At 78.0% G+C, this 20,642-nt stretch carries 20 protein-coding genes; 14 read left to right on the plus strand and 6 right to left on the minus strand.

From position 1 onward, the window contains the following. The first annotated feature begins 42 nt into the window (after positions 1-42). The 7 genes from K1Y72_RS24065 (at position 43) to K1Y72_RS24095 (ending at position 6,068) form a co-directional block, all read left to right on the plus strand. Complete coding sequence (locus tag K1Y72_RS24065) at positions 43-252, plus strand: MbtH family protein (RefSeq protein WP_220168705.1); 210 nt, start codon at positions 43-45, stop codon at positions 250-252. Next, complete coding sequence (locus K1Y72_RS24070; RefSeq protein WP_308287204.1) at positions 245-949, plus strand: GNAT family N-acetyltransferase; 705 nt, start codon at positions 245-247, stop codon at positions 947-949. The genes K1Y72_RS24065 and K1Y72_RS24070 overlap by 8 nt, the downstream gene beginning before the upstream one ends. Continuing rightward, the gene (locus K1Y72_RS24075) at positions 946-1,686 is read left to right on the plus strand and encodes a thioesterase II family protein (protein ID WP_220168706.1); all 741 of its coding nucleotides are present in this window, start codon (positions 946-948) and stop codon (positions 1,684-1,686) included. Before K1Y72_RS24070 ends, K1Y72_RS24075 begins: the two co-directional genes overlap by 4 nt. A 163-nt stretch (positions 1,687-1,849) precedes the next feature. Beyond that, on the plus strand, positions 1,850-2,842 hold the full coding sequence (locus K1Y72_RS24080) for an ABC transporter ATP-binding protein (protein ID WP_220168707.1): 993 nt from the start codon (positions 1,850-1,852) through the stop codon (positions 2,840-2,842). Positions 2,843-2,891: 49 nt separating this feature from the next. Then, entirely contained in the window at positions 2,892-3,842 is a 951-nt protein-coding gene (locus tag K1Y72_RS24085) for an ornithine cyclodeaminase family protein (RefSeq protein ID WP_220168708.1), read from the plus strand. A 208-nt stretch (positions 3,843-4,050) separates the two neighbouring features. Beyond that, positions 4,051-5,280: a PucR family transcriptional regulator gene (locus tag K1Y72_RS24090; protein WP_258573502.1), complete on the plus strand. Its 1,230-nt coding sequence runs from the start codon at positions 4,051-4,053 to the stop codon at positions 5,278-5,280. Between the two features lie 26 nt (positions 5,281-5,306). Further along, complete coding sequence (locus K1Y72_RS24095; RefSeq protein ID WP_220168709.1) at positions 5,307-6,068, plus strand: TetR/AcrR family transcriptional regulator; 762 nt, start codon at positions 5,307-5,309, stop codon at positions 6,066-6,068. Positions 6,069-6,164: 96 nt separating this feature from the next. On the opposite strand, the gene K1Y72_RS24100 is transcribed toward K1Y72_RS24095, so the two are convergent. Then, complete coding sequence (locus tag K1Y72_RS24100) at positions 6,165-6,905, minus strand: UbiA family prenyltransferase (protein ID WP_220168710.1); 741 nt, start codon at positions 6,903-6,905, stop codon at positions 6,165-6,167. Between the two features lie 149 nt (positions 6,906-7,054). Here K1Y72_RS24100 and K1Y72_RS24105 point away from each other — a divergent pair, with 149 nt between their 5' ends. The 6 genes from K1Y72_RS24105 to K1Y72_RS24130 are packed head-to-tail and all read left to right on the plus strand — an operon-like array spanning position 7,055 to position 13,008. Continuing rightward, positions 7,055-8,104 (plus strand): type III polyketide synthase, encoded by a 1,050-nt coding sequence (locus K1Y72_RS24105; RefSeq protein ID WP_220168711.1) that lies wholly within the window; start codon positions 7,055-7,057, stop codon positions 8,102-8,104. Between the two features lie 13 nt (positions 8,105-8,117). Next, positions 8,118-8,624, plus strand: a complete 507-nt coding sequence (locus K1Y72_RS24110; RefSeq protein WP_220168712.1) for an isoprenylcysteine carboxyl methyltransferase family protein — start codon at positions 8,118-8,120, stop codon at positions 8,622-8,624. Then, positions 8,609-9,622, plus strand: a complete 1,014-nt coding sequence (locus K1Y72_RS24115; protein WP_220168713.1) for an NAD(P)/FAD-dependent oxidoreductase — start codon at positions 8,609-8,611, stop codon at positions 9,620-9,622. The genes K1Y72_RS24110 and K1Y72_RS24115 overlap by 16 nt, the downstream gene beginning before the upstream one ends. A gap of 35 nt (positions 9,623-9,657) precedes the next feature. After that, a complete protein-coding gene (locus tag K1Y72_RS24120) occupies positions 9,658-11,139 on the plus strand; it encodes a phytoene desaturase family protein (RefSeq protein WP_220168714.1) in 1,482 nt (493 codons plus the stop codon). Further along, positions 11,136-12,035, plus strand: coding sequence for a phytoene/squalene synthase family protein (locus K1Y72_RS24125; RefSeq protein WP_220168715.1), 900 nt, complete (start codon positions 11,136-11,138; stop codon positions 12,033-12,035). Before K1Y72_RS24120 ends, K1Y72_RS24125 begins: the two co-directional genes overlap by 4 nt. Before the next feature lies 1 nt (position 12,036). Further along, complete coding sequence (locus K1Y72_RS24130; protein WP_220168716.1) at positions 12,037-13,008, plus strand: phosphate acyltransferase PlsX; 972 nt, start codon at positions 12,037-12,039, stop codon at positions 13,006-13,008. On the opposite strand, the gene K1Y72_RS24135 is transcribed toward K1Y72_RS24130, so the two are convergent. Beyond that, a complete protein-coding gene (locus K1Y72_RS24135; protein WP_258573508.1) occupies positions 12,986-13,717 on the minus strand; it encodes a spheroidene monooxygenase in 732 nt (243 codons plus the stop codon). The two genes, K1Y72_RS24130 and K1Y72_RS24135, sit on opposite strands and share 23 nt — an antisense overlap. Here K1Y72_RS24135 and K1Y72_RS24140 point away from each other — a divergent pair. After that, on the plus strand, positions 13,692-14,285 hold the full coding sequence (locus K1Y72_RS24140; protein WP_220168717.1) for a glycerol-3-phosphate acyltransferase: 594 nt from the start codon (positions 13,692-13,694) through the stop codon (positions 14,283-14,285). The two genes, K1Y72_RS24135 and K1Y72_RS24140, sit on opposite strands and share 26 nt — an antisense overlap. Here K1Y72_RS24140 and K1Y72_RS24145 read toward each other — a convergent pair. From K1Y72_RS24145 to K1Y72_RS37310, 4 genes are all read right to left on the minus strand, one after another. After that, positions 14,236-15,351 carry a glycosyltransferase family 2 protein gene (locus tag K1Y72_RS24145; RefSeq protein ID WP_220168718.1) on the minus strand — a complete coding sequence of 372 codons (1,116 nt, stop codon included), beginning with the start codon at positions 15,349-15,351 and terminating at the stop codon, positions 14,236-14,238. The two genes, K1Y72_RS24140 and K1Y72_RS24145, sit on opposite strands and share 50 nt — an antisense overlap. Beyond that, on the minus strand, positions 15,348-16,778 hold the full coding sequence (locus K1Y72_RS24150; protein WP_258573510.1) for a phytoene desaturase family protein: 1,431 nt from the start codon (positions 16,776-16,778) through the stop codon (positions 15,348-15,350). Before K1Y72_RS24150 ends, K1Y72_RS24145 begins: the two co-directional genes overlap by 4 nt. Further along, positions 16,766-17,494, minus strand: coding sequence for a carotenoid biosynthesis protein (locus tag K1Y72_RS24155; RefSeq protein WP_220168719.1), 729 nt, complete (start codon positions 17,492-17,494; stop codon positions 16,766-16,768). Before K1Y72_RS24155 ends, K1Y72_RS24150 begins: the two co-directional genes overlap by 13 nt. Before the next feature lie 75 nt (positions 17,495-17,569). Further along, entirely contained in the window at positions 17,570-20,509 is a 2,940-nt protein-coding gene (locus tag K1Y72_RS37310; RefSeq protein WP_220168720.1) for a helix-turn-helix transcriptional regulator, read from the minus strand. Positions 20,510-20,642 lie beyond the last annotated feature (133 nt).

Raw genomic sequence — 20,642 nt, forward strand, 5'->3', positions numbered from 1 at the left:
GACACCCCCGGCGTCACCGCCGCACCGGAAAGGAACCCCCCGATGGCCAACCCCTTCGAGGACCCCGACGGCCGCTACCTCGTCCTGGTGAACGACGAGGGCCAGCACTCGCTGTGGCCGTCGTTCGCCGAGGTCCCGGCCGGCTGGACCGTCGCCAAGACCGAGGACACCCGGCAGGCGTGCGTCGACCACATCGAGGCGAACTGGACCGACCTGCGCCCGAAGAGCCTCATCGAGGCCATGGGTGGCTGACCGGGTGGCCCCCGCGTCGCCCCCCGCGTCGCCCCCGGTGGAGGTGCCCGCCGTCACCGAGTGGGCGATGGAGATGCGCGACCCCGCCGACCTGCGGCCCGCGCCGCGGCCGGACCTGGAGATGACCTTCAGCCGCGCCCGCGTCCCCTCGCCCGACGTGAGCCGCGCCCTCTACGCCGCCGTCGGCGCCCGGGTCTGCTGGACCGACCGGTTCGGCTGGTCCCACGCCGACTGGGACGCCTGGGTGGCGCGGCCCGAGCTCGGCACCTGGCTCGTCATGGCCGAGGGCACCCTCGCCGGCTACTTCGAGCTGGAGGCCCAGCCCGGCGGCGACACCGAGATCCACCTGGTCGGGCTCACCCCGGCGTTCGTCGGGCAGGGCTGCGGCGGGTACCTCGTCGAGCAGTGCGTGCGCCGCGCCTGGGCGCGCGGCGACCTGTGGGCGCCGGGCACCGGCCCGACCGGCCGGGTGTGGCTGCGCACCAGCACCCTGGACCACCCGAACGCGCTCGCCAACTACGAGCGGCGCGGCTTCCGGGTGGCGAGCGAGACCGTCAAGGCTAAGTCCGTCCCCGACCCCCGGCTCGCGCCCTGGCCGCTGCCGCACGACCCGCGCCCCGCCGTCGCGGCGGCCCGGCCGGGACGGGGCGCCGATCCGATGAGCGAGCTAGATCCCGTGAGCGAGGCGATCCGATGAGCAAGGGCTGGTTCCGCTGCGTGGAGACGCGGCCGTGGTCGTCGCTGCGGCTGTTCGTGCTGCCGCACGCCGGCGGCTCGGCGGTGTTCTACCGGTCCTGGGGCGCCGCCCTCAGCCCCGCCGTGGAGCTGCACACCGTGCAGTACCCCGGCCGCGCCGACCGGATGCGCGACCCGCTGATCACCGACGCGCACCAGCTCGCCCGCCTCATCGCCGGCGCGATGGCGCCGCTGCTCGACCGGCCCGCGGCGCTGCTCGGCCACAGCATGGGCGCCGTCCTCGCCTACGAGGTGGCGCGCCTGCTCCAGGAGCGCGGCGCCCCGCCCGTCCACCTGTTCGCCTCCGGCGCCCGCGCCCCCCACGACCGCGGCACCGACCGCGTCTCCGACCTCGACGACGACGGGATCGTCGCGGAGATGACCGAGCTCGGCGGCACCGACGCCGAGGTGCTGCGCGACCCCGAGCTGCGCGAGCTCGTCATGCCCTACGTGCGCAACGACTTCACGCTCATCGAGGACTACGCGCACCGCTCCGGGACGCGCCTCGCCGTCCCCGTCACCGCGATCATCGGCGACGCCGACCCGCACGTGGACGAGGGACAGGCGCGCCGCTGGGCGGAGGTCACCGACGGCCGGTTCGCGCTGCGCGTCCTGCCCGGCGACCACTTCTACCTGGTGCCGCAGCAGGCCGCGGTGCTGGCGGAGGTCCACCGGGCCCTGGAGGTCCCCGCCCGCTGACCCGGCCGCGGCTCCGGTCCGCCCGAAAAGGGACCCTCGGGACGTCCCGGCCGGATCCGGGCCTGGGCGGCGGATCATCCCCGTCGTACCGTGGCGGCAGGCGGGGGGCCGGAAGGACAGGCCGCGGACCACCCCGCCGCCGGCGCCCGCCCCGGGAGTCGCCATGGGCATCGAGATCCGGGTGGACGGGCTGAAGAAGGCGTTCGGCCGGCAGACGATCTGGGAGGACGTGAGCTTCACCATCCCGGCCGGGGAGATCTCCGCGCTGCTCGGCCCGTCGGGCACCGGCAAGTCGGTCTTCCTGAAGAACCTCGTCGGGCTGCTCCGCCCCGACCGCGGCCACGTCTACGTCGGCGGCCGCGACGTCCCGCGCCTCCGCGAGAACGAGCTGTACGACCTGCGCCGCCAGTTCGGCGTGCTGTTCCAGGACGGCGCCCTGTTCGGCTCGATGAACATCTACGACAACATCGCCTTCCCGCTGCGCGAGCACACCCGCAAGGGCGAGGCGGAGATCAAGCGGATCGTGCTGGAGAAGATGGAGATGGTCGGCCTCACCGGCGCCGAGGACAAGCTCCCCGGCGAGATCTCCGGCGGGATGAAGAAGCGCGCCGGCCTCGCCCGCGCCCTCGTCCTCGACCCCGAGATCATCCTGGCCGACGAGCCGGACTCGGGCCTGGACCCGGTCCGCACCGCCTACCTCAACCAGCTGTTCGTCGATCTCAACACCGACCTCGGCGCGACGTTCCTCATCGTCACCCACGACATCGGCACCGCCCGCGTCCTGCCCGACAACCTCGGCCTGCTGTTCCGGCGCGGCCTGGTCATGTTCGGGCCCCGCGAGATGGTGCTGTCCAGCACCCACCCGGCGGTAAACCAGTTCTTCAACGCCCGCCGGCAGGGCCCCATCGGCATGGCCGAGGAGAAGGACCAGGCGCAGCTCGACGACGAGGGCGACGCCCCGCCCGCCATGCCCGCCCCCATCCAGCCGCAGCTCATGCCGAGCGACGGCCGCACCCGCCCCGGCATGCGCCGCCCCGGCCAGTGGCTGCACGAGCACGGCGTCACCGCGCCGCCCGGCTCGTTCATCGACGACGAGGGCCGCAACTGGCTGACCGACTGGGACCGCCTCACCACCGGCGGCCACCGCCCCCGCTGACGCCCGCCGCCGAGATCGTCCCGCGACCGCGGGGCGGGAGGATGGGGCGGTGACGCTCCTGCTGAACCGCTCCCGCCTGCTCGCCCTCCTCGACCCCGCCGCCTGCCTGGACGCCCTGCGCGCCGGCTTCACCGCCGTCCCCGGCGCGGCCGGCGCCCGCCGGGTGGTGGCGCCGCTGCCCGGGCCGGGCACCGCCACCGCCCTCATCCCCGGCCTGATCGACGGCGTCCCCGCCTACACCGTCAAGGTCAACGCCAAGTTCCCCGCCGCCCGGCCCGCCCTGCGCGGCGTCGTCCACCTGCACGACCTGGCGTCCGGCGCGCTGCTCGCCCTGCTGGACTCGGCCACCGTCACCGCCTGGCGCACCGGCCTCGCCGCCGCGCTCGGCACCGCCGCCCTCGCCCGCCCGGACGCCGCGACCGTCGCCGTCATCGGCGCGGGCGCGCAGGCCGAGCTCGTGCTGCGCGGCCTCGCCGCGCTCCGCCCGCCCGCCGCGCTCACCGTCTGCGACCTCGACCCGGCCCGCGCCGCCGCGTTCGCCGAGCGCCACGGCGCCGCGCTCGGCGTCCCCACCGCGACCGCCGCCGACCCCGCCACCGCCGTCCGCGGCGCCGACGTCGTCATCGTCGCGACCTGGTCGCGCAGCCCCCTGCTGCACGCCGGCGACCTCGCGCCCGGCGCGCACGTCACCGCGCTCGGCGCCGACGAGCCCGGCAAGTCCGAGCTGGCCGCCGACCTCGTCGTCACCTCCCGCGTCGTGGTGGACGACCTCGCCCTCGCCGTCGACACGGGCGTCCTCGGCGCCGCCGGGCTCGGCGTCGAGCACGCCGCCGGGACGCTCGGCGACGTCCTGCGCGGCGAGGCGCCCGGCCGCGTCCACGGCACCGAGACGACCGTCTACGCGCCCGTCGGCCTGCCCTGGCAGGACCTCGCCCTCGCCTGGACGGCCTATCGCGCCGCCGATCCCGGCGCCGATCCCGCGTTCGACTTCCTCGCCTGACTCATAGTCCGGTTGAACGTTGCACGATGTACCGTAACGGCACGCAGAAAAGCACACGCGGGCCGCCGTCCGGCCTGCCCTTTCACGCGCGGATCCGCTTCTCATGCTTAGCAGACGCGCCTTTTCGCGGAAAAGGCACTCACTTTGGCGCAGGGACGCCCCGCGGCGCCTGTGGCATCTTGTGTTACACGATGTACCGCAAGAGCCGATGCCCGAGGGAGTGGTGACGATGGCGGTGCCCGAGCTGGACGTTCCCGCGTTCGACGCGATCCCCGGCGGCCTGGCCCGGACGCTGCGCCCCCTCGTGGACCGCGCCGTCGACGACGTCATGGCGGGCCTGCCCGAGGGCGGGGACGCCTGGCGGCCCGGCGTCGGGCGCGCCACGATGGTCGACGCGCTCGGCCACTTCTGCGACCTGATCGAGGACTCCGGACCGGCCGCCTGGGCCCCGATCGCCGCCCACTACGCCGGCCTCGGCGGCCGCCTCGCCCACGACCGGCGCGCCCTGGAGCAGCTCAACCGGCTGCTGCTCCGCTCGGCGCGCGCCCTCTGGCAGATGGTGGACGCGCTCGCCGCCGCCCGGCCCGCCGACCCGGTGCCCGAGCCGGTGCTGCGCCTGCTCAGCGAGGCCCAGTTCGGCTTCCTGGACGCCGCGTCCGCCGCCGTCGCGCGGGGCCGCCGGGAGAGCGGCCCCGGCGAGGAGGAGCACCGCGCCGACCTCGTCGCGCGGCTCCTGGCCGGCGGCCCCGACCCCGCCGAGCTCGCCGCGCTCGCGGACCGCGCCGGCTGGCGGGTGCCGCGCCGCCTCGCCGCCGCCGCGCTCCGCCCCCGGCCGGGCCGCGACCCGCGCCGCCCGATGCTCCCGCAGGGCGTGCTCGCCGACCTGTCGGGGCCCGCGCCGGTGCTGCTCGTCCCCGACCCCGGCGGCCCCGGCCGGGCCGGCCTGCTGCGGCCGCTGCTCGCCGACTGGATCGTCGCCGTCGGGCCCGCGGTGCCCGCGCACCGCGCCGCGTCCTCGCTCCGCTGGGCGCGCGAGACGCTCGCGCTCGCCGAGCGCGGCGTGCTGCCCGACGACGAGGTCGTCAGCGGCGCCGACCACCTGGCCAGCCTGGTCATCTTCCAGGCCGAGGAGCTCATCGACCACGCGGCCGCGACCCGCCTCGCCCCGCTGGGCCGGGTCGCCCCCGGCCACCGCGAGCGCCTCATGGAGACGCTGCTCGCCCTCCTGGAGTGCCGCTTCACCGCCTCGGAGGCCGCCGCGATCCTGCGCGTCCACCCGCAGACCGTCCGCTACCGGCTGCGCCGCCTGGAGGAGCTGTTCGGCGACGCGCTGCAGGACCCGCGGTCCTGCCTGGAGCTGGAGATGATCCTGCGCGCCCGCCTCGCCGCGCCCCGGCGCCGCGCCGCGGCCGCCGCCACCGTCGCCGCGCACGGCTGACCGGCCCGGCCCGTAGGATGCCCGGCGTGGACGAACGACAGGCGCCGGGCCCCGCCCGCGGCTACCGGCGGCTGCCGTCCGGCCGCCGCCGCGAGGAGATCGTCGCCGCCGCCATCGCCACCTTCAGCGTCGACCACGACGCCTCGCTCAGCGACATCGCCGCCTCGGCGGGCATCTCCCGCACCTCCCTGTACCGCTACTTCGAGACGCGCCACGACCTCGTCACCGCGGCCTTCGCCACCGCCGGCGACCTGCTCATGGAGTACGTGGACGACGCCCCCGACGGGCCGCCGTCGCTGGCGCTCTGCGTGCGGCTCGGCCGCTTCTTCGACTACATCCAGACCAACGCGACGACCTTCGTCGGCATGGTCACCTGGAACTCGCCGATGGCGTCCCGGGAGATCCAGGCGATCGCGCAGGGCGTCCGCGACCGGCTCTGCGCCTCCACCTTCCGCGTCCTGCGCGTGGCCGAGCCGTCGCCGCTGCTGGAGACGGCCGTGCGGACCTGGATCGCCGGCGTGGAGGAGGCTGCGATGCAGTGGCTGCGCTCCTCGGGCGCCGACCGGGGCGCCGTCGAGGCGCTGCTCGCCGCCAACCTCGGGACGGCGCTGCTGAACACCGCCACCTACGACGCGGCGGCCCTCGACCTCGTCCGCTGGTGGCTGCGCACCGAGCCCGGCGACGCGCCCTTCGCCGCGCACCTGCGCGCCTTCGCCGGCACCTTCGACCTGACCATGACCGCCACCATCGCCCGCCTCCTCGCCCCCGACCCGCCCCCCGACCCCTGACCCCCTGGTCACCTCGGGTTGAGATGCGGCGTGTTGGGCTCTACGGAGATCGAAAGAGGCCAACACGCCGCATCTCAACCGCGGGTGACCAAGGGGTCAGCGGCGCGGGGTGATCAGGAGGGCGGCGGTGAGGACGGCGGCGGCGAAGGGGGCTTTGGGGACGCGGCCGCCGGCCAGGGCGGCGGCGGTGGTGACGGCCGTGACGGCCATGGCGCGCTCGGGGCGCAGGAGAGCGGCAGCGGCGATGAGGGGGAGCGGGATCGCGGCGCGGGTGCGGCGCGCGCCCCAGCGGTGCGGGAGGCCCCGGACGCCCGTGGCGCGGTCGCCGTCGAGGTCGGGCAGGACGTCGGCCAGGTGCGCGCCGACCCCGAGCAGCGCCGCCGCCGTCGCGGTGCGCGGCCCGGCGCGGCCGGTGAAGACCGGCAGGCCGCCGAAGCCGACGGCATAGGGCACCCAGGAGAACGGCGTGGACTTCACGCCGAGGTCGTAGGCCCAGGCGGCCGCGACGCCGGTCAGGTGCAGCGCGCCCCCGCGCCCAGCGGCCAGGGACAGCGGGACGCAGGCGGCCAGGGCGGTGGCCGCCGCCGCCCGGACCGTTCCGGCGGACACCGCGCCGCGCACCACCGGCTTGTCGCGGCGGCCGGCGGCGACGTCGCGCCGGGCGTCCACCGCGTCGTTGCACCAGCCGACCGAGAGCTGCCCCGCCAGCACCGCCGCGCCGACGAGCGCGCACTCGCGGGGGCGCCGCCCGCTCGCGGCGGCGTGGGCCAGGCCGAGGGCGGTCACCGCCGCGGCCGGTCCCGGATGGCAGGCGCCCAGCAGGGCGAATAGGGCCATACCGCCGATCGTAAGGAGGGTCTGGCGGCGTCCGGCGCAACGTTGCCCGCATCTTGGCCCGGACTTGGCCGACCGCGGGAGCGGGCCGGGGAGGATGCGAAGGCGACGTGCAGCGGCGGGAGGGGACACCAGCGCATGACGAGCAGCGCATGACGAGCATCGCGGGGGTCGGCGGGGCGCTGCCGCCCCACCGCTATCCGCAGCACGCCATCGCCGACGCCCTGGCGGACGCCTGCCTGCCCGCCGGCGCGCCGCGCGGCCTGCTGGACCGCCTGCACGCCTCCGCCGGCGTCCGCTTCCGCAACCTGGCGCTGCCCCTGGAGGACTACGCCACGCTCGGCGGCTTCGGCGCCGCCAACGACGCCTTCATCGGCACGGCGACCGCGCTCGGCGCCGAGGCCGTCGCGACGGCCCTCGCCGCCGCCGGGGCCGCCCCGGACGAGCTCGACATGCTGATGCTGACGACCGTCACCGGCGTCGCCGCGCCGTCGGTGGACGCCCGCCTCGCCGAGCGGGCCGGGCTGCGCCCCGACGTGAAGCGCCTGCCGCTGTTCGGCCTCGGCTGCGTCGGCGGCGCCGCCGGCCTCGCCCGCGTGCACGACTACCTGCGCGGCTGGCCCGAGCACACCGCCGCCCTGCTGTCGGTCGAGCTCTGCTCGCTGACGCTCCAGCGCGACGACGCCTCGATCGCCAACCTCGTCGCGGGCGCCCTGTTCGGCGACGGCGCCACCGCCGTCGTCATGCGGGGAGCGGCGCACGCGGCGCCCGGCCCGTCGGTCGTCGCGACCCGCAGCCACCTGTATCCGGGCACGTCCCACTACATGGGCTGGCAGGTCGGGGACGGGGGCTTCCGCGTCGTCCTGGACCCCGGCATCCCCGACGCGGTGCGCACCCACCTGGCCGCCGACGTGCGCGCCTTCCTCGCCGACCACGGCCTCACGGTGCGGGACGTGGCGGCGTGGGTGTGCCATCCGGGCGGCCCGCGCGTCATGGACGCCGTCGTCGACGCCCTCGACCTCGCCGAGGAGGCGCTGGCGGTGACGCGGCGGTCGCTGGCCGAGCACGGCAACATGTCGTCCTCGTCGGTCCTGCACGTGCTGCGCGACACCATCGCGCTCGGCCCCGAGCCCGGCACCCCCGGCCTGCTCATGGCGCTCGGTCCGGGCTTCTGCTCCGAACTCGTCCTGCTGCGCTGGTAGGGGGCGACCGGACATGGTGTGGTACGCGCTGCTGGTGGCCGCCGTCGCGGCCGAACGCCTCGCCGAGCTGGCCGTCGCCCGCCGCAACCTGCGCTGGAGCCTAGCGCGCGGCGCGCGCGTCACCGGCGACGGCCACTACCCGGCGATGGTCGCCCTGCACACCGGGCTGCTGGCGGCGTGCCTGGTGGAGGCGGCGCACCGCCCGTTCGTGCCGGCGCTCGGCTGGCCGATGCTCGCGCTCGCCGTCGCCGCGCAGGGGCTGCGCTGGTGGTGCATCGCCGCGCTCGGGCACCGCTGGAGCACCCGCGTGGTGGTGATCCCGGGCCTCGCGCCGGTGACGCGCGGCCCGTACCGGTGGCTGCGCCATCCCAACTACGCGGCGGTGGCCGTCGAGGGGATCGCGCTGCCGCTGGTGCACACCGCCTGGGTCACCGCGCTCGCCTTCACCGTCCTGAACGCCGCGCTGATGGCGGTCCGCATCCGCTGCGAGGAGGCCGCGCTGTCGTGCTCGACGTCCTGATCGCGGGCGCGGGCCCGGCCGGCCTCGCCACCGCCGTGCACGCCGCCGAGCGCGGCTTGACGGCGCTCGTCGTCGAGCCGCGCCCGGCCCCGATCGACAAGGCGTGCGGCGAGGGCCTCATGCCGGCCGGCCTCGCCGCCCTGCACGCCCTCGGCGTCGACCCGCCCGGCCACCCGCTGCGCGGCATCCGCTACCTGGACGCCGCCGGGCCGCCCGCGACGGCCCGGTTCGCCGAGCCCGGCCGCGGCGTCCGCCGCACCGCCCTGCACGAAGCGCTCTGGGCGCGCGCCGCCGAGCTCGGCGTTCCGGTCGTGCAGGGCCGCGTCACCGGCGTCGTCCAGCGCGCCGGCCACGTCGAGGCCGCCGGGCACCGGGCGCGCTGGCTCGTCGCCGCCGACGGCCTGCACTCGCCGCTGCGCGCCGCGCTCGGCCTGGACGCGCCCGTCCCGCCGCCGCGCCGCTACGGCCTGCGCCGCCACTTCCGGACGCCGCCCTGGACCGACCTGGTCGAGGTCCACTGGGCGGGCGACGCCGAAGCGTACGTGACGCCGGTCGGCCCCGACCTCGTCGGCGTCGCGCTGCTGAGCGGCGCCCGCCGCCCCTACGCCGACCACCTGGCCGCGTTCCCCGAGCTGCGCGCCCGCCTCGCCGGCCCCGCCGCGTCGCGCGTGCGCGGCGCCGGGCCGCTGCGCCGCCGCGCCCGCCGCCGCGTCGCCGGCCGCGTCCTGCTCGTCGGCGACGCCGCCGGGTACGTCGACGCCCTCACCGGCGAGGGCGTGTCCCTGGCCGTCCGCGCCGCCGGGGAGCTGGTGCGCTGCCTGGCGGCGGACCGGCCCGGCGACTACGAGGCGGCCTGGCGGTCCCTGACCCGCCGCCACCGCCTGCTGACCGGCGCGCTGCTCGGCGCCCGGCGCCGCCCCGCCACCGCCCGGCTGATCGTCCCGCTGGCGCGGCGGCTGCCGCTGGCGTTCGGGACGGCCGTCCGCGCCCTCGCCTGACCCCGACCGCCCGCCGAACCCCAGGAGCCGCACGCATGAAGAACGGACCCGTCGTCGTCATCGGGGCGGGCCTCGCCGGCCTGGCCGCCGCCGTGCGCCTCGCCGCCGCCGGCCGCGACGTCCAGGTCGTCGAGGCCCGCGGCGAGCCCGGCGGCTGCTGCGGGACCGCCACCGCCGGCCCGTACCGCTTCGACACCGGACCCTCGGTGCTGACGATGCCGGGCGTCCTCGCCGACGTGTTCGGCGCCGCCGGCGAGGACATGGACGCCTGGCTCCCGCTCCAGCGCCTGGACCCCTACTACCGCCTCGCCTACGACGACGGGTCGCACCTGGACGTCGTCGCGGGCGCCGACGCCATGACCGAGCGGGTCGCCGCGCTCTGCGGCCCCGCCGAGGCCGACCGCTACCGCAGGTTCCGGCGCCTCCTCGGGGAGATGTTCGACGCCGAGTGGCCGGTGTTCATCGACGCCGACGTGACGCGGCTGCGGTCGCTGGCCCGCCCTGCGGCGCTGCTCCGGCTGGCCGCCCTCGGCGGGTTCCGGCGGCTGGACCGGCTGGCCGCCGCGCACCTCACCGACGACCGGCTGATCAAGGCGCACACCTTCCAGGCCCTCTACGTCGGCCTGCCGCCGCGCCGCGCGCTCGGCATCTACGCCGTCATCGCGCACATGGACACCGTCGGCGGCGTCTACTTCCCGCGCGAGGGCGGCATGCACGCGATCCCGCGCGCGCTCGCGGGCGTCGCCGAGAAGGCCGGCGCGCAACTGCGGTACGGCACCCGTGCCGTGCGGGTGGAGGCCGACTCCGGCGGCGTCACCGGCGTGCGGTTGGAGGGCGGCGAGCGGATCGCGGCCCGGCAGGTCGTGGTGGCCTGCGACCTGCCGTCGGCGCTCGCGGGCCTGCTGCCGCCGGGCGTCGCCGACTGGCGCACCCGCCGCCCCAAGCACTCGCCGTCCTGCCTGGTCATGCATTTCGGCCTCGACCGGACGCTGCCCGGCCAGGCCCACCACACCCTGCACCTCGGCCGCCGGTGGGACGCGGCGTTCGACGCGCTCGCCGCGGGCCGCCCGCAGCCCGACCCGAACCTGCTCGTCACCTACCCCGCGTCCGACGCCGGCGCCGCGCCCGCCGGGCACGCCACCCTCAGCGTCCTGGAGCCCGCGCCCAACCTGCACGGCCCGACCGACTGGGCGCGCACCGGCCCGCGCCTGCGGGAACGGCTGCTGCAACGGATGCAGGACCACGGGTACGGCGACCTGTCCGGCGCGCCCGGCCTCGTCCTCGACCCGCCCGCCTGGCAGCGCCTCGGGCACGCCGCCGGCACCCCGTTCGCGCTCGACCACCGCTTCACCCAGACCGCCTGGTTCCGGCCGTCGGGCGCGCCGCGCCGCGTCCCCGGCCTGCACCTGGCGGGCATGTTCACCGCCCCGGGCGTCGGCGTGCCGCCGGTGCTGATCTCCGGGCGGCTCGCCGCCGAACGCATCCTGGCCGAACGCCCGTTGGAGGGCTCCCGATGACCCTGACCGCCAGCTACGAACGCTGCCGCCGCCTGCACGCCCGGTTCGGCCGCTCCTACTACCTGGCGACGCTGCTGCTGCCCGCCTGGAAGCGGCGGCACGTGCACGCCCTGTACGGCTTCGCCCGCTACGCCGACGAGATCGTCGACTCGGCCGAGCTGGACGGCGACCGCGCCGCCGCCCTGGACGCCCTGTCGGGCCGCCTCACCGCCGCCCTCGCCGGCAAGCCCCACCGCGACCCGGTCCTGCCCGCCTTCGTGCACACCGTCGGCGCCTTCGGCATCGACCACGCCGACGTGCACCTGTTCATGGACGCGATGCGCGCCGACCTCACCGTCACGCGCTACGGCACCTACGACGACCTGCTCGGCTACATGGCGGGCTCGGCGGCGGCGATCGGCACGATGATGCTGCCGGTCCTGGAGACCGTCCCGGGCGCCCGCGACGCCGCCCGCGAACCCGCCCGCCAGCTCGGCCTGGCGTTCCAGCTCACCAACTTCCTGCGCGACGTCGCCGAGGACCTGGAGCGCGGCCGCGTCTACCTGCCCGCCGAGGACATGGACCGGTTCGGGGTCCGCGACGCCGACCTGCGCGCGCCGCGGACGGGGCCCGCGCTGCGCGCCCTGATCGCGTTCGAGGCCGAGCGCGCCCGCGAGCACTACCGGCTGGCGGCGCCCGGCGTCGCGCTGCTCGCCCCGTCGTCGCGGCCCTGCATCCGCGCCGCCCACCAGCTCTACGGCGGCATCCTGGACCGGATCGAGGCGGCCGGGCACGACGTGCTGGCCGGCCGGGCGCGGGTGCCGCGCCGCGACCGGGCGACGATCTTCGTGCGGCAGCTCGCGGCCGCCGCCACCGCCGGCCGCGGCGAGCGCCGCGCCGTCGCGGAGCCCGCCTGAGATGGCGGCGGTCCAGGCGGCCCCGGTCCTGGTCGACGCGATGGGCGGCGACCACGGCCCCGACGCGACCGTGCACGGCGCCGTGCGCGCCCACCGCGACCACGGCGTCGCGGTGACGCTGGTCGGGCACGGCGACGAGATCGGCGCCCGGCTGCGGCGGCACGGCGCCGAGGCCGAGATCGAGATCCTGCACGCCGAGCAGGCCGTCCCGATGGCCGAGCGCGGTGCGGGCGCGCTCGCCTGGCGGCGCTCCAGCCTCGCCGTCGGCTGCGCCGCGCTGGCGGGCGCGGCCGGGTCGGGCCTGGTGTCGGCGGGCTCGACGGGCGCGGTCGTGGCGTGCGCGGTGCGCGGCCTCGGGCGGGCGCCCGGCGTGCTGCGGCCCGCCCTCGCCGTCGCGCTCCCGACGCTGGACGGCGGCGCGACCGTGCTGGTCGACGCGGGCGCCACCGCCGACCCGGCGCCGCCGATGCTCGCCCAGTTCGCCGGGCTCGGCGCCGGCTACGCCCGCCGGGTCCTCGGCGTCGCCGCGCCGCGCGTCGGGCTGCTGTCGATCGGGTCCGAGCCCGGCAAGGGCAACCGGCTGGCCCGCGAGGCCGCCGAGCTGATCGCGGCGGCCGCGCCGGCGGCGGGCCTGCGGTTCGCCGGCGGCGTCGAGGGCCACGACGTCCTGACCGGCGCGGTGGACGTGCTGGTCACCGACGGGTTCACCGGCAACGTGGTGCTGAAGAACGTCGAGGGCACCGTCCGCACCGTCCTCGCGATGGTCGCGCGGGCGGGCGGCGCGCACCCCGCCCGGCTGCGCGAGGTCGCCCGCCGCTACTGCCCCGAGACGCATGGCGGCGCCGCCCTGCTCGGCCTCGCCGGGACGGTCGTCGTCGCGCACGGCTCGTCGGACGCGGCGACCATCGCGCGCGCCTGCGTCGTCGCCCGCGACCTGGCCGGGACGCCCGCTACCGGGGACGGGGATGGCTGAGCCCGGAGCCCGCCAGCGGGTCGGCGCCGTCCCAGGCGCCCGCGCTGCCGAGCGGCGCCAGCCGGGCGAACAGCTCCTCGCCGTACCAGCCGCGCTCGCGCACCGCGCCGATCACCCGCCGGTGCGCCTCGCCCCGGTGGGCGAAGGCGGTGACGGCGGCGGCGTCGCGCCACAGCGAGAACGTCGCCTGCCGGACGAGCGGCCACTCGCCGACGCCGACCGAGGCCAGGCGGCCGTCGGCGGCGGCGAGCGCCCGGTCCACCGCCGGGACCGCCCGGTGGAACTCCGCCAGCCGCGACGGCCGGATCGCCGCGCGCGTCAGCACCGCCAGCGGCCCGGCCGCCGTCCCGGCGCCGGAGGCCCCGGCGAACGGGTCGACGCCGCCCCAGGTGCCGCGCGCGGACAGCGGCGCGAACCGGCCGTGCCACGCCTCGTCCGCCTCGCGCCGCCAGCGGCGTGCGATCGGCGAGGCGTCGAGGAAGGCGTCCAGGTCGGCCTCGTCCCGCCACACCGCGAGCAGCGCCCAGCGGCGCGGATCGGCGCCGGGCGCCGCGGACGCGCCGCGCCCGGTGCCGAGCAGCCGCCAGAAGCCCAGCCCGGCCGTGGCGCGCAGCACCGGCCGGTCGAACGCCATGTACCGCGCCGCGCGGCGGCGCGGGTACCTCACCAGATGGAAGGAAACGATGCTCGCGACGTTCGTGGCCGTCATCGCCGGCTACCTTCTCGGGTCGGTGCCGGTCGCGGTGCTGGCCTGCCGTGCGCACGGGTTCGACCCGCGCGAGACCGGCGACCGCAACCCCGGGTTCTGGAACGTCAAGGAGCGCCTCGGCGCGCGCGCGGCGGTGCCGGTGTTCGCCGGCGACATGGCCAAGGGCGCGCTCGCCGGGCTGGTCGGGCTGCTCGCGGGCGGCGCGCACGTCACCGCCCTCGGCGCGGTGGCGGAGGCGAGCGCGGTCCCGGCGTACGCGGCGGTCGCGGCGGCGATGGTCGGGCACGCCTGGCCGGTGTTCGCCGGGTTCCGGGGCGGCCGGTCCATCCTGACGTTCGCGGGCGGCTTCGCGGTGCTGTGCCCGCCCGCCTTCGCGCTCGGCCTCGTGCTGCTGGTGGCGGTGTCGCGGGCCCGCTCGTTCGCGGTGGGGACGCGGGTGGCGGTGTTCGCGCTGCCGGTGCTGCAAGCGCTGTTCGCGCCGCTGGCGCTGGTGGCGGCCACGGGCGCGCTGATGTGCCTCATCGGCCTGCGGTTCGGCCAGGCCGCGGTGGCCGAGCGGCGGGCGTGACGGGCGCCGGGTAGGTGCGGCCCCGCCACGTCCGGACGGGACGCAGCGTCGCCTGCGTGAGCCGGACGGCGGACGCGGCGTCCAGCAGCGGCGACAGCCACACCCCCGGACCCGGCCGGGTGTAGCTGCCGCGCAGCGGCGCGAGCAGCGCCAGCCGCATGGCGAGCAGCCCGAGGTCCAGGCGCGTCGGGCGGCCCGCCAGGGCGCGCGCCTGCGGCAGCACCATCGCCAGCCAGACGACGGCGAGGTCCAGCGCGCGGTCGCGCGGCGCGCTGACGTCGGCGAGCGGCAGGGAGCGCCCCCACTCGCGCCACACCTCGGCCGCCGAGGCGTGCATGTCGACCTCCAGGAGGCCCCCGGCGTCCAGGAAGGCGACCCGCCAGCCGTCGGCGGCGAGGAGCCGGCCGAGCGCGACGTCGTCGGTCATGTGGCCGCGCACCCGCGCGAACCCGCCGGCGGAGATCATCGCCGCCCGCCGGAACGCCGTGCACTGCCCGTTGGCGAGCACCCGGTGCGGCGGGGGAGGGACGGCCGACCCGACCGGCCCGAGCCGGTACACCAGGGCGGCGAGGAACGAGGCGTGCAGGGCCTGCTCGGCGGCGCCGTCGCAGATGAACCGGGGCCCGGCCGTCACGAGCTCGTGCTCGTCCAGGCGCGCGGCGAGCGCCCCGAGCAGGCCCGGCCGGGGCCGGGTGTCGGCGTCGAGCGTGACGACGATGTCGCCGGACGCCGCCGCGACGCCCTGGTGCAGCGCCCACTGCTTGCCGACCCAGCCGTCCGGCAGCGGCGCGCCCGGCAGCACCCGCGCGCCGAGCGAGGCGGCGAACGCGGCGGTGCCGTCGCCCGACCGGTCGTCCACGACGATCACCTCGGCGGCGGCGGGGTCGGCGAGGACGCCGCGCAGGCACGGCCCGATGCGGTGCCGCTCGTCGCGGGCGGGGATGACGACCGAGACGCGCGGGCCGCCGTCCGCCGGCGCGAGCGGCGGCAGCCGGAGCCGCCCCCGCGCGAGCCGGGCGCCCGCGACGCCCGCCGCCGCCGCCTGGGCGAGGGTGAGGGCCCTCACCGGGGGAAGTCCTCGCCGACCATGCGGGCGACCATCCGCCCGCCCATCGCCACCAGCGGCAGCCCGCCGCCGGGGTGCGCGGACCCGCCCACCAGGTACAGGCCGCGGCGCGGACCCCGGTTGCCGGGCCGCCGGAACGGCGACAGGGCGCCCCGGTAGGCCGTCCCGTAGATCGCGCCGCCCCACGCCCGGTAGCGGTCGCGCAGGTCGGCGGGGGTGAACAGGTCCACCGAGCGGAGCCGCCCGGACAGGTCGTGGCCGCGCTCGGCGAGCCGCTCCAGGATCACGTCGCGGTAGCTCTCGGGCGTCAGCGGCCAGCGCGCGGGGTCGCGGGCGGGCACGTTGACCAGCAGCACCTGGTTCTCGCAGCCGGGCGGCGCCTGCGTCGGGTCGTCCACGGCCGAGCAGCCGATGTAGACGGTCGGGTCCAGCGGGGGGCGGCGCCGCTGGAAGATGTCGCCGAACTCGCGCCGGTAGTCGCCGGAGAACACGATCGTGTGGTGCGCGAGGCCGGCGGTGCGGCCCTCCACGGCGGCGAGGACCAGCATCACCGACGAGGACGGGCCGAGCGCGGCGACGCGGCGGAGGCGCCGCCGGTCGGGCAGCAGCCGCCCGTACAGCTCGGCGGCGTCGGTGTTGGCGACGACGGCGTCCGCGCGGACGCGCTCGCCGGAGTCCAGGACGGCGCCGGTCACCGCGCCGCCGGCGTCGGTGAGGCGCCGCACGCCCGTCCCGAGGTGGACGCGGACGCCCGCCTCGTCGAGCAGGGCGGCGAGGTCGGCGGCGAGGACGGGCAGGCCGCCCGGCAGGTACCAGCCGCCCTGCCCGTGCTCGATCGCCGGGACGCAGCCGAGCGACGCGGGCGCGCGGTAGGGGTCCGACCCGGCGTAGGTGGCGTACCGGTTGACGTACCGGTGCAGGCGCGGGTCGCGGAAGTGGCGGCGGGCGAGGCCGTCCAGGGTGCGGCCGGGGGCGGTCGCGAGCAGGTCGGACGGGCGGGCCTGGCGCGGCGCGGAGCCGAGCGGCCCGGCGAAGAAGGTGCGCCCGGCGGCGTCCCAGCAGCGCTCGGCCCAGCCGTGGAAGCGGCGCCAGGCCGCGCCCTCGCCGGGCGCGAGCCGCTCGACCTCGGCGGCCATGCGCGCCGGGTCGCGGCGGGCGCGCAGCTGCGACCCGTCGGGGAAGCGGTAGCGGCAGAGCTCGGCGGGCTCGATCGCCGCGCGGGCGACGCCGAGGTCGCGGAACAGGTGCGGCAGCGTCAGCAGCGACGGGCCGAGCGAGAACGCGAACCCGTCGCGGCGGTGCTCGGCGAGCTTGCCGCCGAGGCGCGGCAGCCGCTCGAACAGCTCCACGGCGTGGCCGTCGCGGGCCAGCAGCAGCGCGGCGGTCATGCCGCCGACGCCGCCGCCGGCCACGATCACCTCGGCCATCGGCGCGTCCAGGCCAGTACGGCGAGCAGTCCCATGGTTCCCCCTCCGAGGGCGGCGACGAGCGGGTCGGGCGGGCGGAACACGGCGGCGAACCCGACCGTCTCCATCACGGCCATGACCGCGTACAGGACGAGCAGGCCCGCGGGCGGGCGGCGCGCCCCGGCCAGCCGGTCGATCAGCGCCATGAGCAGCAGCGACACCAGCAGCCAGCCGGCGAAGTTGCCGAGCGGCACGCCCCGGTACGGGCCGGGCTCGTGCCACCGCCACAGGTCCAGGCGCAGCATCTGCGGGTCCAGGAACAGATCCCAGGCGGTCAGCGCCAGCGCCCCGCAGACGAGCCGCGGCACGCCCCTCGCCGCCGCCGCGCCCACGGCGTGGGCGGCCAGCCCCATCCCGCCCCAGGCCAGCGCGACGATCACGGGGACGCCGCCGATCTGCGGGCGCAGCACGCCGGTGTAGTGGTAGGCGCCGAACGGCAGCCCCGTCCGCACGCCGATCCACTCGGCGGCGTACCCGACCGCGACGGCGCACGCGAACGCGACCGCGCCCCGCCGCCCGTACGCCGACGCGGCGAACGCCGCCGCGCAGCCCGCGAGCAGCACCACGACGACGCTGGTCAGCGCTACCGGTCGCGCTTGCAGCCCCGACGCGACCTGCCCGGCGACCATCGCCGCCAGCAGCGCGTACCCGACCGCCGCCCCTAGCCGTTTCTCCATCCCGCACCAACGGCTACCAGCGCACCCCGCGCCCTACCCCCGCAACACCCCGCCCCCGGCGCGTTCTTTGCCCGGCTAGAGGCCGTGCTTGTGGGCCAGGGCGGCGGCCTGGGTGCGGCTGGCGACGGCCAGCTTGGCGAGGATGTTGGACACGTGGACGCTCGCGGTCTTCGGCGAGATGAACAGCGCCGCCGCGATCTCCTTGTTGCCGTGCCCGTCGGCGACCAGCTTCAGCACCTCGCGCTCGCGCGCCGTCAGCGCCGCGAACGGCCCGCCGCCCGGCGCCGGCCCGTCCCCGCCGAGGCGGGCGCGCGTCCCGAGGTCGCGCAGGGCGGCGAGCAGGGGAGCGGCGCCGAGCCGCTCGGCCGCCGCCACCGCCGGCTCCCACACCGCGGCGGCCTCCTCGCGGAGACCGCGCTCGGCGAGCGACTCCGCCAGCCGCCAGCGCGACCGCGCCACCTCGTAGACGAACCCGTCCGCGCCGTAGGTGAACGCCTCCACGACCGCCTCCCACTGGGCGGGCTCGTCGGTGCCGCGCGCCCGCGCGTGCTCGGCCTCGGCGCGCCTCAGCCAGGCCACCGCCTCCAGCCCGAGCCGCTCGCGCGCGTGCCCGCCGATGTTGGTCGTCGCGGCGGTCCGGGCGGCGTCCAGCAGCGCGTCCGCCGCCCGGACGGCGCGTTCCTCGGCGGCGTCGTCGTGGGCGGCGCGGGCCCGCGCCGCCAGGTCGGCCTGCGCCCACAGGGCCGTCGCGGCCAGGCGGAGGACGGCCACCTCGTGCGGCTCCAGCGCCGCCAGCGCCCGCGCCGCGAGGCGCGCCCCGTCCGCCGCGTCGCCCTGCCAGAGGGCGTGCTCGGCGGCCAGGCTCTGGGAGATGTAGGTGTTGAGGGTGTCCATCGGCAGCAGCGGCTCCATCCAGCGGAGCCGCTCGCGGACGGTCGCGCCGTCGCCGCGCGCCACGTCCAGGAACAGCGCGAACGAGGAGACCTGCGCCTCCACCGAGCGGGTCGCCCGCACGCCGAACCCGGCGGCGATCTCGGCCGCCCGCTCCCAGTCGCCGCGCGTGTACTCGATGAGGAGCTGCAGCGTCCGCAGCACGATCCCGTAGGGGCTGAACCCGAGGCCGTAGCGCGTCGCGTACGCCATGTCCTCGGCGACCGCCGCCGACGCGGCGTCCAGGTCGCCGTTGTCGAACGGCCAGCGCGCCCGGTGGAACGCCGCCCGCGCCACCACCAGGACGTCGCCGACGCCGGCGGCGAGCTCGCGGGCCCGCTCGAACATGCCCTGCACCAGCGACGGGTCGCCGACGTGCTCGTGGTGGATGGCCAGGGTGATCAGCGCGCTCGCCTCGGCCGACACCGCGCCCGCCGCGCGGGCGGCGGCGATCGTGCGCTCGGCGGGCTCCAGCACCGCCGGGTAGCCCTCGATCGCCAGCAGCGACCGGGTGTAGGTGGCGAGCGCCTCGGCGCGCTCGACGGTCGGCGGCTCGGCCGGCAGCATCTCCACCGCCGCGCGGGCGACCTCGACGGACTCGCGCTCCTCCTCGGCGTCCAGGTCGCTCAGGTGGTAGGCGAGGCGCTCGCGCAGCCGCGACCCGAGCCGCGCGTCCGCCGGGTCGGCGACCTCCACGAGCCGCCGCAGCCGCGCGACCGCGCGCCGGGTGTCGCCCGCCCGCGCCGCCGCCCGGACCGCCGCCAGCTCCACCTCGATCCGCTCGGCGTCCGCCGCCTCCGCCGCGCCGGGCACCGCGTCCCACAGCTCCAGCGCCTGGTCGTAGTGGTCGTGGGCCTCGTCGGGCGCGCCGACCTGGTCGGCCTCGCGGCCCGCCCGCACCGACGCGGCGAGCGCCGTCCGCAGGTCGTGGGAGGCCAGGCTGTGGTGGGCGAGGGCGGCCGCGGCGCGCCCCGAGACCTCGCCGTTGAACGCCTCCTTGAGCAGCGCCGCGAACGCCGCGTGCAGGCGGGTGCGCTCGCCGGGCAGCAGGTCGGTGTAGACGGCCTCGCCGAGCAGCGCGTGCCGGAACGCGTAGCCGTCGCCGTCGGGCACCAGCACCTGGTCCGACACGACCTCGCGCAGCGCCTCCCCGGCGGCGCCCTCGGCGAGGCCCGACACGCGCCGCACCAGCTCGTCGTCCACGCGGCGCCCGGCGACGGCCGCGACCCGCACGACCCGGCGCGCGTCCTCCGACAGGCCGTCCACGCGCGCGAGCAGCAGGTCGGCGAGCCCGGCGGGCAGCTCGCGGCCGTCGCGGGCCGCCGAGAACAGCTCGCCCGCGTAGAACGGGTTGCCCTCCGAGCGCCGGTGCACCCGCTCCACCACGTCGCTGGACGGCGCCGCGCCGCCGCCGGCGAGCGCGGCCAGGTAGGCGGCGGTCTCGGCGGGCCCGAACGGCCGCAGCTCCACCGCCGCGACGTTCGGCAGCCGCACCAGCTCGGCGACGACGGGCCGCAGCGGGTGCCGCCGGTGCAGGTCGTCGGACCGGTAGGTGCCGACCAGGCAGACCCGCTCGCGCTCCAGCACCCGGCTGAGGAAGGTCAGCAGGTGGCGGGTGGAGCGGTCGGCCCAGTGCAGGTCCTCCAGCACCAGCAGGACGGGCCGCTCGGCGCCGAGCTCGCCGAGCAGGCCGAGCACCGCGCCGAACAGCTGCTGCTGGCCGAGCTCGGACGCCGCGCCGGGGCCGCCGTCGCCGTCGGGCAGCAGCCGCGCCAGCACCGGCCGCGCCCGCACCGCCTCGGCGACCCGCGGATCGGCGCGCACGCCCGTCCACAGGGCGTCGGCGAGCGGCAGGTAGGGCATGCTCTCGCCGAGCTCGGCGCACTGCCCGACGAGGACGGTGCAGCCGTCCGGCGCGGGCGTCCGGGACGCGGCCGCGCGGACCGCCCCCACCAGGTGGGACTTGCCGACGCCGGCGTCGCCGCTCACCAGCACCACCCGGGCGTCGCCCGCGGCGGCGCCCTCCAGCGCCCCGGTGAGGACGCCGAACTCGGCGGATCGTCCGATGAGCGCGGTTCCGGTCATGGTGCACCTTATCCCGGCAGGCCCCGGGCCTGCGGGTTCGCGGCGCGGGGACGGTGACCCGCGCCACACCCCGAATTCCACCAATCCGACCCCCCGGGCGGCTCCGAACACCGGGGGAAGGACGGACGGCGGC

It is taken from the genome of Actinomadura parmotrematis, assembly GCF_019458805.1.
GTDB classification, from domain to species: domain Bacteria; phylum Actinomycetota; class Actinomycetes; order Streptosporangiales; family Streptosporangiaceae; genus Spirillospora; species Spirillospora parmotrematis.